We start from the raw sequence: 14,416 nt of genomic DNA on the forward strand, positions 1-14,416 counted from the left end.
ACGGTGTTCATCTCCTGGTTCCAGGGCGGGGAAGTGTTCCGCTCGGGCCTGACCTGGCGCCGCGGCGCCGGCAACATCTTCTATTTCCGCCCGGGCCACGAGACCTATCCGACCTATCACGACGCCACGGTGCAGAAGGTGCTGATCAACGGCGTCAAGTGGGCCTACAACCCTGAAGGCGCGTTGACTGGCATTACCGACGCTCCAAATGTGCCCGTGGAAAAGGTATTGGAGCCGATCGTCGAGCGCGGCCCGAAACTGCACCAAGCCGGCGAAGCCGGTTATCGCTGAGGAGCATTCATGCGACTACTCGTTCTTGGCACGGGCGTGATGGCGAAAAACCAGCTCACCCACTTCAGCAAAATCGACGGGGTGACGGTGGTTGGCGCTGTCGACACCGACCCCGACCGGCTTTCCGCCTTTGCCGACAAGTTCAATATCGAAAAGCGGTTCCATTCCTTGGATGAGGCGATCGCCTGGGGCGAGTTCGAGGCGGCGACGAACATCACACCCGATCGCATCCATCACCCGACAACCATGGCGCTGATTGCGGCCGGCAAACATGTGCTCTGCGAGAAGCCGCTTGCGGAAAACTATCCGAAGGCGCTGGAGATGACGGAAGCGGCCGAGAAGGCCGGCGTCATCAACATGGTGAACCTTACCTATCGCAACGTCGCGCCGCTGCAGCGCGCCCGCGAGATGGTGCTATCAGGCGAACTCGGCACGATCAAACATGTGGAGGCGTCCTATCTCCAGAGCTGGCTCGTATCGCGCGCCTGGGGCGACTGGCGCACCGAATCGACCTGGCTGTGGCGGCTTTCCACCGGCCACGGCTCGAACGGCGTGCTCGGCGATGTCGGCATCCACATCCTTGATTTCGCCGCCTATGGCGCCGCCACCGACATCGACCATGTCTTTGCGCGGCTGAAGACCTTCAACAAGGCGCCGGGCGGCCAGATTGGCGAATATATGCTCGACGCCAATGACAGTTTCACCATGTCGGTCGATTTCGCCAACGGCGCGCTCGGCGTGATCCATGCCAGCCGCTGGGCGACGGGCCACCTGAATGAGCTGAAACTGCGCATCTACGGCGAAAAGGGCAGCCTCGAGGTCATCCACCGGCCGGCCGGATCGGAACTGCGCGGCTGCCTTGGAGACGATGCCGAGACCGCCACCTGGAAGGACATCGAGGTGGCGCCGGTGCCGACCAACTACCAGCGCTTCGCCGAGGCGGTGGCAAGCGGCATCCAGCCCGACCCTAACTTCCGCCACGCCGCCAATCTGCAGAAGGTGCTCGACCTCGCCATGGAGACGGAGCGCGAGCGGCGCGAACTGAAGGTCTGATCAGCGCCTCGAAATAATGAAACCAAACGGTCGGTCAACCAGCTGGCCAGCCGCTGGTGCATGCGCACGAAAAAGGCCCCGCCGAGGCGGGGCCGGAGGTGGCCGGGCCGCAGCATGCGGCCTCGGCGGTTTGATTATTCGATGACCTGCACGACGCGATGGGTGCGGGGTTCGACGATCACGCGGCGGTCATTGATGACCGTATAAGCATATTTCGGGTTGTCGGGCACCGGAGTGACGACGACATCGGCCGGAAGCGGCTTGCCGACGACGATCGGCTGCTCGACGACCACGCGGGAGGTCGGGGCCGGCTGCTGCTGAACGTAGGTGACGACCTCACGCGGCGGCGGATCGACCACGGCACCGGCAACGCCGCCGGCTATGCCGCCCACGGCAGCGCCTACGGGGCCACCGACGATCGCGCCGGTGATGGCGCCGCCGGCAGCGCCGGTCACGGCTCCGTCAGCCAGAGCGTTGGTAGCAAGCGACGACAGCGCAAGGGCGCCGGAGACAAGTAGGATCTTGTACATTTTGCTTCTCCTTTGCTGGGGTTGCGTTTGGGTAACGACGACGCCAAATCGAGGTTCCCGCAGCAAAGAGTCACGCTTTGGAAGGCCGGTTCATATTCTGTGAGGCGGCTGAGGCATCCGCCGGATTGGATTATTCCAGGCGTCGGCGGAATAGCCAGGCGGCGGCGCTGAGCGTCACCGTGGCGATCAGCGCCAGCGGGATGGTCTGGTTCACCACCTCGCTCAACGGGATATCCTTGAGGAAAACGCCTTTGACGATCACCAGGAAATAGCGCAGCGGATTGACGTAGGTTATCGGCTGCAGCCAGCCCGGCATGTTTTCGATGGGGGTCGCGAAGCCCGAGAGCAGCATGGCCGGGACCATGAACAGGAAGGCGCCGAGGATCGCCTGCTGCTGCGTCATCGACAGCGCCGAGATGAAGAGGCCGAGGCCGGCGACCGAGCCGAGATAGAAGATCGCGCTGCCGTAAAGCAGGAAGAGCGAGCCGCGCAGCGGCACCTCGAAGAGAAAGACGGCGGCGAGGATATAGACGGTGATGTGGAAGAGGCCGATCAACATCGGCGGGATGAGCTTGCCGATCAGGATCTCGTGCAGGCGCAACGGTGAGACCATCAGCTGATCGAAGGTGCCGAGCTCGCGCTCGCGGGCGATCGACAGCGCCGTGACGATCAGGCCGATGAGGAGCGCGATGCTGGCGATCAGGTTCGGCACCATGAACCATTGATAGGTGAGGTTCGGGTTGAACCAGTTGCGCGGCACGGATGAGACGATGCTGGCGCCGGCGCGTTTGCCGGCCGTGGTATCGGCGGCAAGCGCCGCGCCGATCTGCGAAAGGTAGCCCGCAACGATCTGCGAGGCGTTGGAGCGGCGGCCGTCGAGCACCACCTGCAGGTCGCTCGGCGTTCCCGCTTCGATATTGCGGGAAAAATCCGGGCCGATTTCGACCGCGGCGATGACCGTCTGATTGTCGATCGCCACCTGGACCTCCGCCTGCTCGGCGGCGATCTCGATATTGCGGAAGGTCGGCGAGCCATCGATGCGCTCGATCAGCTCCTGGCCCCAATGGCCGCTATCGCGGTTGAGGATCATGACGTCGACATTGCGCACTTCGAGCGTCGCCGCATAGGAAAAGACGAGAAGCTGGACGATCGGTGGGCCGATCAGGATGGCGCGGCCCTTGGGGTCGCGCAGCACGGCGAGCAACTCCTTGACGATGAGGGCGTAAAGCCTTGTCCACCCCATCTCAGCCAATCCTCTTTCTGGTGCTGCGTGCGGCCAGCACGAACATGACGCCGCCGATCGTCAGCATGACCGAGATTGCTCGACCGAACATTGGCCAGATGTCGCCGGCGAGAAACACTGTCTGCAGGCTGGGGATCAGGTAGCGGGCCGGCACGATGAAGGTGATCCACTGGATGATCCTGGGCATAGAGTTGATCTCGAACAGGAAGCCCGAGAGCAGGAAGGCCGGCAGGAAGGCGGAGATCAGCGCCAGCTGCGAGGCGAGGAACTGGTTCTTGGTTGCCGTCGAGATCAACAGGCCTTGCCCCAGCGCCGGGATCAGGAAGGCGGCCGACAGGGCATAAAGCCCGGCGACCGAACCGCGGAACGGCACGCCGAAGAGAAAGACCGCAAGCAGCACGCAGAGCGTCATCGAGGTGAGACCGAGCAGAAAATAGGGCAGGATCTTGCCGGCGAGCAGTTCGACGGCCGTCGCCGGCGTCGCCATCATTGCTTCCATCGTGCCGCGCTCCCATTCGCGGGCGACAACGAGCGAGGTCAGCAGTGTACCGACAAGCGTCATGACAATGGCTATCGAGCCCGGCACGAGGAAGTTGCGACTGGTCAGCTCCGGATTGAACCAGAAGCGCTGCTCAACTGCGATGGCGGGACTGTGGGAGGCGACGTCCGCCTGCCTCTGCTGTTCCCAGTTGGCAACGGCGCCCTGCGCATAGTTCTGGACGAAATTCGCCGTGTTCGGATCGGAGCCGTCGACAATCACCTGGACCTCCGGGCGGTTGCCGGCGGTATAACGGGTGGTGAAATCGGCCGGGATGACGACGATGCCGCGCACCTTTCCGATCACGAGATCTTCTTCGAACAGGCGGCGGTCACGGCCGATCACCACGTCGAAATAGCGCGAGGCCCGAAAGCTGGCCGCGAGGTCCTGCGTCAGCGGCGTCATCTCTTCGGTCACGAGGCCAATGCGGGTGCGCGTTGTATCGAGCGAGACGCCGTAGCCGAAGAGGAAGAGCAGGATCAGCGGCAGTACAAAGGCGATGAGGATGCTGCTCGGGTCGCGGATCGCCTGGAAGCTTTCCTTGCGCACCAGAGCTGCAAGACGCCGGAGCCGGCCGGAGGAAATGCTCATGATGCATCCTCCGCTTCCGATTGCTGCACCAGCGCGATGAAGGCGTCCTCCATCGTCGGGTCCGGCGCATCCCTTGTCGCGACACGTGCCTTCAACTCATCGGGAGAACCGAGCGCGATCGAACGGCCGCGGTAGATCAGCGATATGCGGTCGCAATATTCCGCCTCGTCCATGAAATGGGTGGTGACGAGCACGGTGACGCCTTTTTCGACCAAGCCGTTGATATGCGTCCAGAACTCGCGGCGAGTGATCGGATCGACGCCGGAGGTCGGTTCATCGAGGAAGAGGGCGCGCGGTTCGTGCATGACGGCGCAGGCAAGCGCCAGCCGTTGCTTGAGCCCGAGCGGCAGATCCTTGGCGGGTTCGCGGGCGTGGCGGCCGAAATCGAAAATATCGGCCATTAGCGCGATGCGCTCGCGCCTGCGCTGCCGACGAAGGCCATAGACACCGGCGAAGAATTCCAGGTTCTGCATGACGGTAAGATCGCCGTAGAGCGAGAATTTCTGTGCCATATAGCCGAGCTGATTGCGCGCTTCCGCAGCGTCGCGGCGAAGATCGAAACCCGCAACGCGGCCTTCGCCGCCGGTCGGTTTCAGCAGGCCGCAGAGCATCTTGAAGGTGGTGGACTTGCCGGCGCCGTTTGGCCCAAGCAGGCCGAAGATCTCGCCGCGGCGGATATCGAAGCTGATGTCGTCGGCGGCGGTGAAATCGCCGAAGCGCTTGGTCAGGCCCTTGGCCTCGATCACCGGCCGGTCGCCCTCGGCCTTCAGCGGCTCTTGCGCTTCGGCAAGCCGGGAGCGGCCGCCGGGGCCGCCGCCGAGCATATCGACGAAGGCATCCTCGAAACGGGCCGGGGCTGGGGAAAGCGATGCGCCGTTACCGGCCTTGCCGATATCGGGCGTCTTGCCGCTGGCTGCGACGAGGCGGATCGCCTCGCCCTGGATCACGCCGTCGATGACCCCATCGGCCTGCAGGAGTTCGGCGAGAACCTGTCGACGGCGCCCCGTGACGTCGGAGACCCGGAAGACGCGGTCTTTGACGCGCTCGGTCATTTCGTTCGGTTTTCCCGAGAAGAGCAGTTTTCCCTGGTTCAAGAGCAGCACGTGGTCGCAGGCTTCAGCCTCGTCAAGGTAAGCGGTCGACCAGACCACGCCGATGCCTTCCTTCGTCAGGTTCTCAACCATCTTCCAGAGGTCGCGGCGCGAGATCGGATCGACGCCGACGCCCGGTTCGTCGAGCAGCAGCAGGCGCGGCTTTTTCAGAAGCGCGCAGGCAAGGCCGAGCTTCTGTTTCATGCCGCCGGAGAGCTTTCCGGCGAGCCGGCCGGTGAAACGCTTGAGGTCGGTGAAGGTCAACAGTTCGTCGAAGGCGCCGGCGCGTTCGCTCTTCGGCAGGCCGCGCAAATCGGCATAGAGATCGAGGTTTTCCTGGACCGAGAGATCCTCATAAAGACCGAAGCGCTGCGGCATGTAGCCGGTCGCCGCCTGAATGCCGGCGGCGTTCTTTCTGGTGTCGAAGCCCAGAACCTCCATCGTTCCGGTATCGGGCAGCATCAGGCCGGTCATCAGCCGGATCAGCGTCGTCTTGCCGGCGCCGTCGGGGCCAACGAGGCCGGTGATCGCGCCGCCGCCGATGACGCCGGAGACGGCGTCGAGGGCTGCAGGCGCACCCCCAAAGCGCTTGGTGACGCCGTCGATCCGAACGAGCGGCCTGGCGTCTCGACCGGGTTCGGGGGCAGTCATTGTCCGCCTGCCGGTGGCGCGGACAGCCGCACCGTGACCGGCATCCCCTGCCGCAGGTCGGGGCCGGGTTTGTCGATGACGATCCTCAGGCGATAGACGAGATCGGTCCTCAGTTCAGGCGTTTCCACCGACTTCGGCGTGAACTCGGCGACCGGCGAGATGAAGCCGATGGTGCCTTCATAGGGTCTATCCGGCAGGGTATCGGAGGCGACGGATACTTTCATCCCGGGGTGGATGCGGCCGAGATCGGGCTCGGCGACGTAGCTGCGCACCCAGACAGGTTCGGTGAGTGAAAGCACGAAGACGGTATCGGCCGGCGAGACGATCGCGCCATTTTCCCGCACCCGCGAGAGGATGACGCCGTCGTTCGGAGCACGCAATTCGGTGTCTGCGAGCGAGGTTCGGGCCGAGGCGAGTGTGGCCTCGGCGGCCTTCAGCTGGGCGTCGGCGGCGGCGATATCCTCGACGCGTGAGCCTTCCTGCAGCAGCTTCAGTGCCTCGCTGGCGGATTGCGAGCGGGCGGCGGCCATCGCCTTTGCGGCGGTCGCCTGGTCGAGGTTCGCTTCGGAAATCGTGCCCTGCGGGCGAAGCTGGCGGGCGCGGTCATAGGCGAGGTTGGCATTCTGCAGATCCGCGAGGCTTTCGTCGTAGGCAGCTCGCGCTTGGGCGATCTCGGTCGGCCGCGGGCCGGCCTTCAGCTTGTCGAGCGTTGCGCGAAGGGCAGCGGCATTGGCCTCGCCGGAGCGAACGGCGAATTCATAGGGTGCGGCGTCGAGCTTCGCCAGGACCGTGCCGCTCCTGACGACATCGCCCTCGTCGACGCGCAGTTCGGAGAGGCGGCCGCTGACGCGGAAGCCGAGCGAGACCTGACGGATATCGACATTGCCGTAAAGGACGAACTCGCGCCGCGCCTCGGGCAGCCAGCCGAACCGCTCGGGCAGGCCGTACCACCAGGCGGCGGCACCTGCCGCAACCAAGAGAAGGATCGCGAGGGGGAGGATGCGTTTCATGCTGCGCCTCCTTTCGGCGGGCCGATGACATCGGCCAGTTCGGCAGCAAGGCCCCGGAGGATTTCCACCTGTTCCGGGCCGAAGGCGTCCCATTCCATCTGGGCGAGTACGGAGGCATGGGCGAAGCGGAAGATGAGGATGCTGCCGACGAGGTTGAAAGTGCGAAGGCGCACATGTTCGGACGCCGGATCCTCGCCGAGAATGGCGCCGACCAGACGCCGGCCCATTTCGATCATCGGCCGCATGATGCCTTGATAAACCCGCTTGAAAGCTTCGGTCGGCTCCATCTGCTCGCGGATGAGGAAACGGGCCCAGGGTTCGGATTCCTTGGCGACGAAGAGCGTCACCATGGTCTGCAGAACCTCGGTCAGGAAGAGTCGGGCGTCGGCTTCCCCGAGCGGCTCGCCGGCTGCGTCGAGCGCCACTAGATGCGCGCCAATGCGCGCCCGCATGCCGCTGACATGAGCGTCGATCTGCATCATCAGATATTCGGCGGTGGCGATATAGAGGCCTTCCTTACTGCCGAAATAATAGGGAATCGCCTGCAGGTTGACGCCGGCGGCTTCGGTCAGCTGGCGTGTCGAGGCGCCATCGAAACCGTAGCGCCCGAAGACGTCGAGAGCGGCGGTGAGCATCTTCTGGCGCGCGATCTCGGCGCGGGCTGAAGCTGGCGGGTTTGGCTTGTCGCGTTCTCGGGTCATGACATTTTTATAGCGTCGTTAGTGAAATAAGTCAATCGATTGATTATATCGCGGCAACCACTTTCGGGTGAGGACGCAAGCTGCGACTTTCCCTGCCTTGGATCAGGATGAATTCCACGCACGGGCCCCAATATGCCAAGTGCCATTCTCGGCGGCTCTGAAAGCATATTGTTTCGCGTTATACGCTCATTTTCTGACACAAAACTGCCTTGCTCTTTCCGTATCGGCAGATCGATGCGTATTCAGATCTATATTATCGCGCTGCTGTTGAGCGCCATTATGTGGTCGATCTCGTTCGATGCGGCGCGAGAATCCTATCATGCCGCCCAAAGTGCGGGATTGATGCCGAACCTGCATATCAACAAGAAGCTGGATCGCATTCTCTAGACTGCGATCAGCGTCCAATCATGGACGTTTTGCCGATGCCGCCGTCCAGCCGCCGGCAAGGCGTTTTCATGCCTGTCTCGAGCCCTTCCGTATAGAAAGTCGAATTTCGTAAAATTTGATCGATCTGCTTAAAAGCCCTGCAAATACTGACCTGTAGAGTGTTCTCATGAAGGCGGCCGAAGCGTGGACAGACGCGTCGATCGCTTGGAGCCGGGTGAAACGAAAGCCCGCCGATCCGAAAACGGGGACTTCGACATGCAGAAAACTCTTGCCGCCATCGCCCTGACCTTGAGCATTGCCGCGGGGGCCGGTCCGGCCTTCGCCATCGGGCCTGCGAGCCTCGCCCGCGACCTGATCTACACTTCCGCCATCGGCCGTTCGCCTGAAATTCCCTTGACGACACGCGCCGGTTTCGTGCGGCCGAGCGCTCCCCTCGTTCTGCGCGGCCCAGCTGTGGTCGAGGCCAGGGGGTATCAGTTCAAGGCCTATTCGCGGAGCCTGAGCGTTGCCATCGAATATGTATTCTCGACGGCGGTCGGCGCTGTGGAAGCGGTCACGTTCCTCCGCTAAAGCAACCCGCTTCAGGCATCCAGTTCTCGACGTACGTCGATATACCAGTCGACGAAGGCCTTGACGCCGACGTCCAGTGTCGTGTCGGGTTTGTATCCCGTCAGTGCCACGAGAAGATCGGGGGCAGCGAAGGTGCGCGGCACGTCGCCCTTTTGCATTGCCAGCATCTTGCGGATGGCAGGGCGGCCGAGCGCTTTTTCCACCGTCTCGACGAAATCCATCAGGCTGACGGGCTGACCGCCGCCGATATTGACGACGCGGAAGGGCGCCTGGTGCGAAAGTGTTTCGATCCCAGCGTCACTGAGGCGATTTTCCTCGCTCGGGGCAATTGCCGACAACCTGACGATCGCTTCGATGAGGTCGTCGATATAGGTGAAGTCGCGGCTCATATTGCCTTCGCCGTAGATCTCGATTGGCTGGCCTTCGAGCATGTTCTTGGCGAATTTGAACAGCGCCATATCGGGCCGGCCCCATGGGCCATAGACGGTGAAGAAACGGAAGGCCGTCGTCGGGATCTTGTGGAGATGGGCATAGCTGTGCGCCATCAATTCCATCGATTTCTTCGTCGCCGCATAGATGGTCAGCGGCTCGTCGGCGCGATCGGTCTCGCGGAAGGGGACCGTCGCGTTGGCGCCATAGATCGATGATGTCGAGGCCAGCATCAGGTGGCGAACTTCAACCCGCCGGGCGATTTCCATGATATTCCAGGAGCCTTCGACATTCGAATGTATATAGGCTTCGGGATTTTCCAGGCTGTAGCGGACGCCGGCTTGCGCGGCGAGATGGATCAGGATGTCAGGCGCGGCCGCGGAGACTGCCCCCTCCAGCGCCGGCCGGTCCTCAAGCATTGATATGACAGGCCGGAAGGCCGGAAACTGAGAGAGTGCGGCGTGACGCATCTCTTTGAGCTTGACGTTGTAATAAGGCGTGAGGCCGTCGAAACCCGTCACCTCATGCCCTTCCTGCAACAGGCGCCTGGCCAGATGAAAACCGATAAAGCCGGCAGTGCCTGTAATGAAGTAGCGCATTCCCACCTTTTTCTCGGCTCCCTGCCGACGGCAAAAGCCGGTTCCGTAAAATGGCACCCACTTACAGGATAAAAAGAGGCCGAGTCGATAGGCCTTTGAAAGATAGCACCCGACGCGGCTCTGCTGTCGTCGTTTCCGGACATTATGCTGCATTGCACCATAGGGGCTTGCATGTTATGGGCGACGGGTCGTCTCGCGCACGATGCCGAAAAGGTTGAGCGGTTTTCGGGCGACATCCTGTTCAGGCGGAACCAGGGATTGATGAGAAACATAGTTTATTGGATTCTCTCTGCGTTTCTGACCCTGGCCATTGCGGTTGTGTCGCTGCGCTATCTCACGAATTTCTGGCTGCTCTCCTTCATCTACAGTTTTCAGATCCATCTCGGCCTCACATACGCCGCCGCCAGCCTCGTCATCCTGGCTGTCAGAAGACATGCTTACGGCGTTGCCCTTCTGCTTGTCTCGCTGCTCCTCACGGCGCACGGCGTTATCATGCTACGTGAATTTGCGGAGGACGACAGGGGAACGGGAACGGCGCCGCTTTTCCGTCTGATGTCGTTCAACGTTGCGATCGATAACTGGAAAAATTCGACCGCCATCGCGGATATGGTGATCGCTTCGAACGCCGATGTCGTCAATCTGCTCGAAGCCAAGCCGCTGACGTTCCATCTGCAGCGATTGTTCAAGGTCTATCCGTATCATATCGGTTGCGACAACGGCAAAGACAGCTGCGATACACTGGTGCTGTCCAAGCGCCCGTTCGTGACCCGCCAGGTCGCGAGCATCGGCAGCTTGCGAAAAGACAGGCTGGTCGCAGCGAGCGTCGATTTCGGCGGGCAAACCGTCAATCTCGTATCGGCCCATCTGACCAAACCCTATTACGACGATTACCAGATGGAAGAGTTGGGAGATCTCAGCAAAGCGCTTGATGCGATCTCAGGTCCGCTGGTGCTGTCCGGCGATTTCAATTCGTCGTCGATCGCCCCCAGCATTCAGGCTCTCCTGCGCAAGCAGAAGCTGAAGACTATGGCGCCCGAACCGGCGACATGGCCGATCGCGGCCGATCGATACGGCATCGCCATCGATCACATATTCGCGCGCGCGCCGCTTCATCTGACGTCATTGAAACGCCTCGACGACAATCTCGGCTCCAACCATTCCGGCCTGATCGCCGAATTCATTGTCGATAGGAGCGGCGAGACGGCGCCGGCACAATAAACAGGCAAGATAAGCCGGGCTGAAATCAGAATCTGGTTCGGCCGCCCTTGCGGTCGATCATCTGAAAATTCTTGCCGTCAGTCTTCACGTTGACGCAGTCGGTCGACTTGTCGGGAAACCGGACACAGACCTCGCCATTGTTGATCTTGTAGCCATTCTTGCTGCCTTCGCGATATTCATAGCCGTTGCTGCTTTCTTTCAGCTCCGACGTGCCGGGCAGATGCTGGCGGATTTCCGCCTCGCTTGCGGCGCGCATGTTCGCCGTTTGGGCAAAGGCCATTGCCGGCAGCAGGATTGAAAGAAATCCGGCGAGGGCGGGCAGGGTACGCATCAGAGGACATCTCCTGTCAGGTCTGTCGGCTCATTCATTCTACGAGAATCCCGGAGGGGAATTCAACAGGGATGGTGGTCATGCCGGAAGCGCCGGCGGGCTGATCTGGCCTGCCTGTCGTTCCGGCACTTGGCTTATGTTCTTCCGAATTCGTCAACGATGCGGATGATATCGTCCTCGCCGAGATAGGAGCCCGTCTGAACCTCGATGAGCTCGAGAACGATCTTGCCGGGATTGGCGAGACGGTGGACTTCTCCGAGCGGGATATAGACGCTTTCGTTCTCGCGCAGCATCTGCACGTTGTCGCCGATCGTCACCTCGGCCGTTCCCTTTACGACGACCCAGTGCTCGGAGCGATGGTGGTGTTTTTGCAGCGAAAGCTTCTTGCCCGGCGTGACGAAGATGCGCTTCACCTGGAAGCGGTCGCCGTTGAAGATCGAGGTATAGCCGCCCCAGGGGCGATAGGACGTGGGATGGGTTTCGGTGAATTTCGCCGTGGCGGAAGCGGAGGCCAGCATCTTGACCAACTGCCCGACATTCTGGCTGTCCTTGAGCGGACCGACATAGACCGCGTCCTCGCTGGCGATGACGGCGACGTCGTCCATGCCCTGGACGGCAAGGTGCACGCCGTGGGTCATGACGAGCGAGTTGCGGGTGTTGACGACGGTCGTGTTTGCGGCGGCGACATTGCCGTTGTCGTCGCGGACGCCTGATTTCCAGACCGCATCCCAGCTTCCCATATCGGACCACTTGAAGGGCGAGGGGACGACGGCGGCCTTCGAGGTCTTCTCCATGATCGCATAGTCGATGGAGATATCAGGGCTCTTTGCGAAATGATCGGCATCGAGGCGGGTGAAGTCGAGATCGCGGCTTGCCTTGGAAACGGCCTTGCCTGCCGCCTTCAGTACGTCGGGCGCATATTCCTGAAGTTCGGCAATCAGCTCTGTCACCGGGAACATGAAGATGCCCGAGTTCCAATAGAAGCCGCCATCGGCCAGCATCTGCTCGGCCTTGTCCAAGGCCGGCTTTTCCACGAAGCGGCTGACCTTGTGGGCGCCGTTTCCGAGCGCTTCGCCGATTTCGATATAGCCGTACCCGGTCGCGGGCTCGGTGGGGTTAATGCCGAAGGTGACGAGCTTGCCAGCAGCGGCCGCATCGCGGGCGATGCGGATGCAATCGAAATAGCTCTTGTCGGCAAGGATCTCGTGATCCGAAGCGAGCATCTGGATGATCGTGTCCTTGCCGAAGAGCTCGGCGGCGAGCGTCGCGGCGGCGGCCACCGCTGCGGCGGTGTTGCGGGCAACGGGCTCGAGCAGCACGGCGGCGAGCGGAATGGCAAGCGCGCGGGCCTGCTCGGCGACCAGGAAGCGGAATTCCTCGTTGGTGACAACGATCGGGGCTTCATAGAGCGCGGGATCGGAAACACGTTCGAGGGTGTCCTGGAACAGCGTCTTGTTGCCGACGAACTGAATGAATTGTTTCGGCGCGGTGGCACGGGAAAGCGGCCAGAGCCGGGTGCCTTTACCGCCGGCCATGATCACGGGAACGATTTTCTGCGTCATAGGCGGGTTCCTTGAAATACGTTTTCGTCGCATGATTGTCGGGCGCCTGCCCAGTCTCTAATTCGATTGAGCCCTGCCTGCAGCAGGGCCAGAGCTGCAGTTTCGCTTCCGGCCTCGACGTAGCAGCGCATTTCCGGCGCGTTGCCGGACGGGCGGAAATGGATGATCCCGCCATCTCCGAGCGTCACTCGAAGGCCGTCTATGTCGGATTTCGCCGCCACCTCGCCGATCGGCAGCAGGAAAGCGGAGAGATTTTCATCCGAGGCGCGCAGATATCCCATCAGCGCCGCACTGGTCTCGACCGCGAAATTCTCCAGGCGGTCGGCGGCGGCAAAGGGCAGGCGATAGGAGGCGGCGATAACAGAGAGCGGCTGCCGGCGTTTGGCGGCGAGCGACAGGATCGCCAGCATCGGGACGAAGCAATCGCGTGTCGGCAGGGCGCGCACGGCTCTGCCGTTAATAACGAAGGGGGTTGCGGTCAGCAGCCCGCCATTGGCCTCGAAGCCCATTACGTGATCTCGCCCAGCGGCGACGGCTTCTTCCATGCCTGTTATGACGAAGGGCGAGCCGACGCGGGTGCGCGTGACGGTAAAGGAGCCTGCTGCCTCGATGCCGGAATTGGAGGTCACCGGTGTCACCACCGTGCCGGCTCCAAGGAAATTGGCTGCCACCAGGCCGAGAAGATCGCCGCGCAGTGGCGTGCCGGTTTCGTCGGCGACCAGCGGGCGGTCGCCATCGCCATCCGTCGAGACGATTGTATCGAAGCTGTGATCGGAGACCCAGCGCTTCATCAGCGTGATAGTCTCCTCGGAAACGGCTTCTGTATCGACCGGAATGAAGCTTTCCGAACGCCCGAGAACGGTGACCTCAGCGCCATAATGGGCAAGAACGTCGACCAGGAGATCACGGGCTACGGTGCTGTGCTGGTAGACGCCGATCTTCAGGCCGGACAGCGCGCCTTGCGGAAGCAGGGCCGTATTGCGTTCGAAAAAGAGCTGTCGACAGATCGCCTCACGATCTTCCATCGCCGCTGGCGCCTGCATGACCGCTTCGCCGCTTTTCTCGATTTCGGCGGCCAAGGCGGTAATCGCAGCCTCGTCCGATTTGTCGATCTCGCCGTCCGGACGGTAGAACTTGATGCCGTTGCGGTCCGCCGGAATATGAGAGCCGGTTATCATCAGGCATGCGGCCTTGCTTTCAAGACCATAAAGAGCAAGGGCTGGCGTCGGGACATTGCCGCAGTCGAAAATGCGGAAGCCGAGCGCGGCAAGCGCGCCAGCGCAATTGCCCGAGATTTCGGGGCTGGAATCGCGAAAGTCGCGGCCGATCAAAATGACGTCGCCGGTCTGTGCCTTGCCGCTTTTCAGCAGATATTTGCCGAACGCCATCGCGTAGAGAGCCGAGGCACGACCCTTGAGATCCACTGAAAGTCCGCGAAGGCCGCTCGTGCCGAATTTCATTTGAAGAGGTGCCTCCAGTTTACAATCAAGGTTCTACTCAGGCCGCCTGCCGGCGTAAATACCGAAGCCGTCATATAGTTAAACACGAACGACGATGCCTCGGACAGCCTCTCGCAGTCTTCTCCCGCCGATCCTAAAGACGTAGACCCATTGCCGACAGG

15 protein-coding genes are annotated in these 14,416 nt (G+C 61.8%); 5 read left to right on the forward strand and 10 right to left on the reverse strand.

What is annotated here, in order from left to right; all coding sequences use genetic code 11:
- Window positions 1-291: ThuA domain-containing protein (locus tag HJC00_RS28090; RefSeq protein WP_221164977.1), on the forward strand; the 291-nt coding region annotated here is incomplete at its 5' end.
- A gap of 9 nt (window positions 292-300) precedes the next feature.
- Window positions 301-1,344, forward strand: a complete 1,044-nt coding sequence (locus tag HJC00_RS28095) for a Gfo/Idh/MocA family protein (protein ID WP_210630184.1) — start codon at window positions 301-303, stop codon at window positions 1,342-1,344.
- A gap of 134 nt (window positions 1,345-1,478) precedes the next feature.
- Here HJC00_RS28095 and HJC00_RS28100 read toward each other — a convergent pair whose 3' ends face one another.
- The 6 genes from HJC00_RS28100 to HJC00_RS28125 all read right to left on the reverse strand — a co-directional run bounded on the left by HJC00_RS28100 (window position 1,479) and on the right by HJC00_RS28125 (window position 7,699).
- Entirely contained in the window at window positions 1,479-1,874 is a 396-nt protein-coding gene (locus HJC00_RS28100) for a DUF1236 domain-containing protein (protein ID WP_210630185.1), read from the reverse strand.
- 130 nt (window positions 1,875-2,004) lie between these two features.
- Window positions 2,005-3,117 carry an ABC transporter permease gene (locus tag HJC00_RS28105; protein ID WP_221123074.1) on the reverse strand — a complete coding sequence of 371 codons (1,113 nt, stop codon included), beginning with the start codon at window positions 3,115-3,117 and terminating at the stop codon, window positions 2,005-2,007.
- A gap of 1 nt (window position 3,118) precedes the next feature.
- A complete protein-coding gene (locus tag HJC00_RS28110; protein WP_210630189.1) occupies window positions 3,119-4,246 on the reverse strand; it encodes an ABC transporter permease in 1,128 nt (375 codons plus the stop codon).
- Window positions 4,243-5,988, reverse strand: coding sequence for an ATP-binding cassette domain-containing protein (locus HJC00_RS28115; RefSeq protein WP_221146889.1), 1,746 nt, complete (start codon window positions 5,986-5,988; stop codon window positions 4,243-4,245). Before HJC00_RS28115 ends, HJC00_RS28110 begins: the two co-directional genes overlap by 4 nt.
- The gene (gene hlyD / locus HJC00_RS28120) at window positions 5,985-6,998 is read right to left on the reverse strand and encodes a secretion protein HlyD (RefSeq protein WP_221164978.1); all 1,014 of its coding nucleotides are present in this window, start codon (window positions 6,996-6,998) and stop codon (window positions 5,985-5,987) included. The genes HJC00_RS28115 and hlyD overlap by 4 nt, the downstream gene beginning before the upstream one ends.
- The gene (locus HJC00_RS28125) at window positions 6,995-7,699 is read right to left on the reverse strand and encodes a CerR family C-terminal domain-containing protein (RefSeq protein ID WP_221123071.1); all 705 of its coding nucleotides are present in this window, start codon (window positions 7,697-7,699) and stop codon (window positions 6,995-6,997) included. Before HJC00_RS28125 ends, hlyD begins: the two co-directional genes overlap by 4 nt.
- Before the next feature lie 234 nt (window positions 7,700-7,933).
- Here HJC00_RS28125 and HJC00_RS28130 point away from each other — a divergent pair, with 234 nt between their 5' ends.
- Together HJC00_RS28130 and HJC00_RS28135 are read left to right on the forward strand one after the other, a co-directional pair.
- The gene (locus HJC00_RS28130) at window positions 7,934-8,086 is read left to right on the forward strand and encodes a hypothetical protein (protein ID WP_009988813.1); all 153 of its coding nucleotides are present in this window, start codon (window positions 7,934-7,936) and stop codon (window positions 8,084-8,086) included.
- A 183-nt stretch (window positions 8,087-8,269) separates the two neighbouring features.
- Entirely contained in the window at window positions 8,270-8,656 is a 387-nt protein-coding gene (locus HJC00_RS28135) for a hypothetical protein (RefSeq protein ID WP_221146891.1), read from the forward strand.
- An 11-nt stretch (window positions 8,657-8,667) separates the two neighbouring features.
- Here HJC00_RS28135 and HJC00_RS28140 read toward each other — a convergent pair whose 3' ends face one another.
- Window positions 8,668-9,684, reverse strand: coding sequence for an NAD-dependent epimerase/dehydratase family protein (locus HJC00_RS28140; protein ID WP_221164979.1), 1,017 nt, complete (start codon window positions 9,682-9,684; stop codon window positions 8,668-8,670).
- Window positions 9,685-9,945: 261 nt separating this feature from the next.
- Between HJC00_RS28140 and HJC00_RS28145 the strand changes: the two genes are divergently transcribed.
- Entirely contained in the window at window positions 9,946-10,902 is a 957-nt protein-coding gene (locus HJC00_RS28145; protein WP_221123068.1) for an endonuclease/exonuclease/phosphatase family protein, read from the forward strand.
- Between the two features lie 25 nt (window positions 10,903-10,927).
- Here the strand turns inward: HJC00_RS28145 and HJC00_RS28150 are convergent, their stop codons facing one another.
- The 3 genes from HJC00_RS28150 to HJC00_RS28160 form a co-directional block, all read right to left on the reverse strand.
- Complete coding sequence (locus HJC00_RS28150; RefSeq protein ID WP_210630202.1) at window positions 10,928-11,233, reverse strand: hypothetical protein; 306 nt, start codon at window positions 11,231-11,233, stop codon at window positions 10,928-10,930.
- Between the two features lie 134 nt (window positions 11,234-11,367).
- A complete protein-coding gene (locus HJC00_RS28155) occupies window positions 11,368-12,795 on the reverse strand; it encodes a mannose-1-phosphate guanylyltransferase/mannose-6-phosphate isomerase (protein ID WP_020922051.1) in 1,428 nt (475 codons plus the stop codon).
- Complete coding sequence (locus tag HJC00_RS28160; RefSeq protein WP_221156478.1) at window positions 12,792-14,255, reverse strand: phosphomannomutase; 1,464 nt, start codon at window positions 14,253-14,255, stop codon at window positions 12,792-12,794. Before HJC00_RS28160 ends, HJC00_RS28155 begins: the two co-directional genes overlap by 4 nt.
- Between the last annotated feature and the right edge of the window lie 161 nt (window positions 14,256-14,416).

This window comes from Rhizobium sp. NLR22b (assembly GCF_019685295.1).
Classification (GTDB): Bacteria; Pseudomonadota; Alphaproteobacteria; order Rhizobiales; family Rhizobiaceae; genus Rhizobium.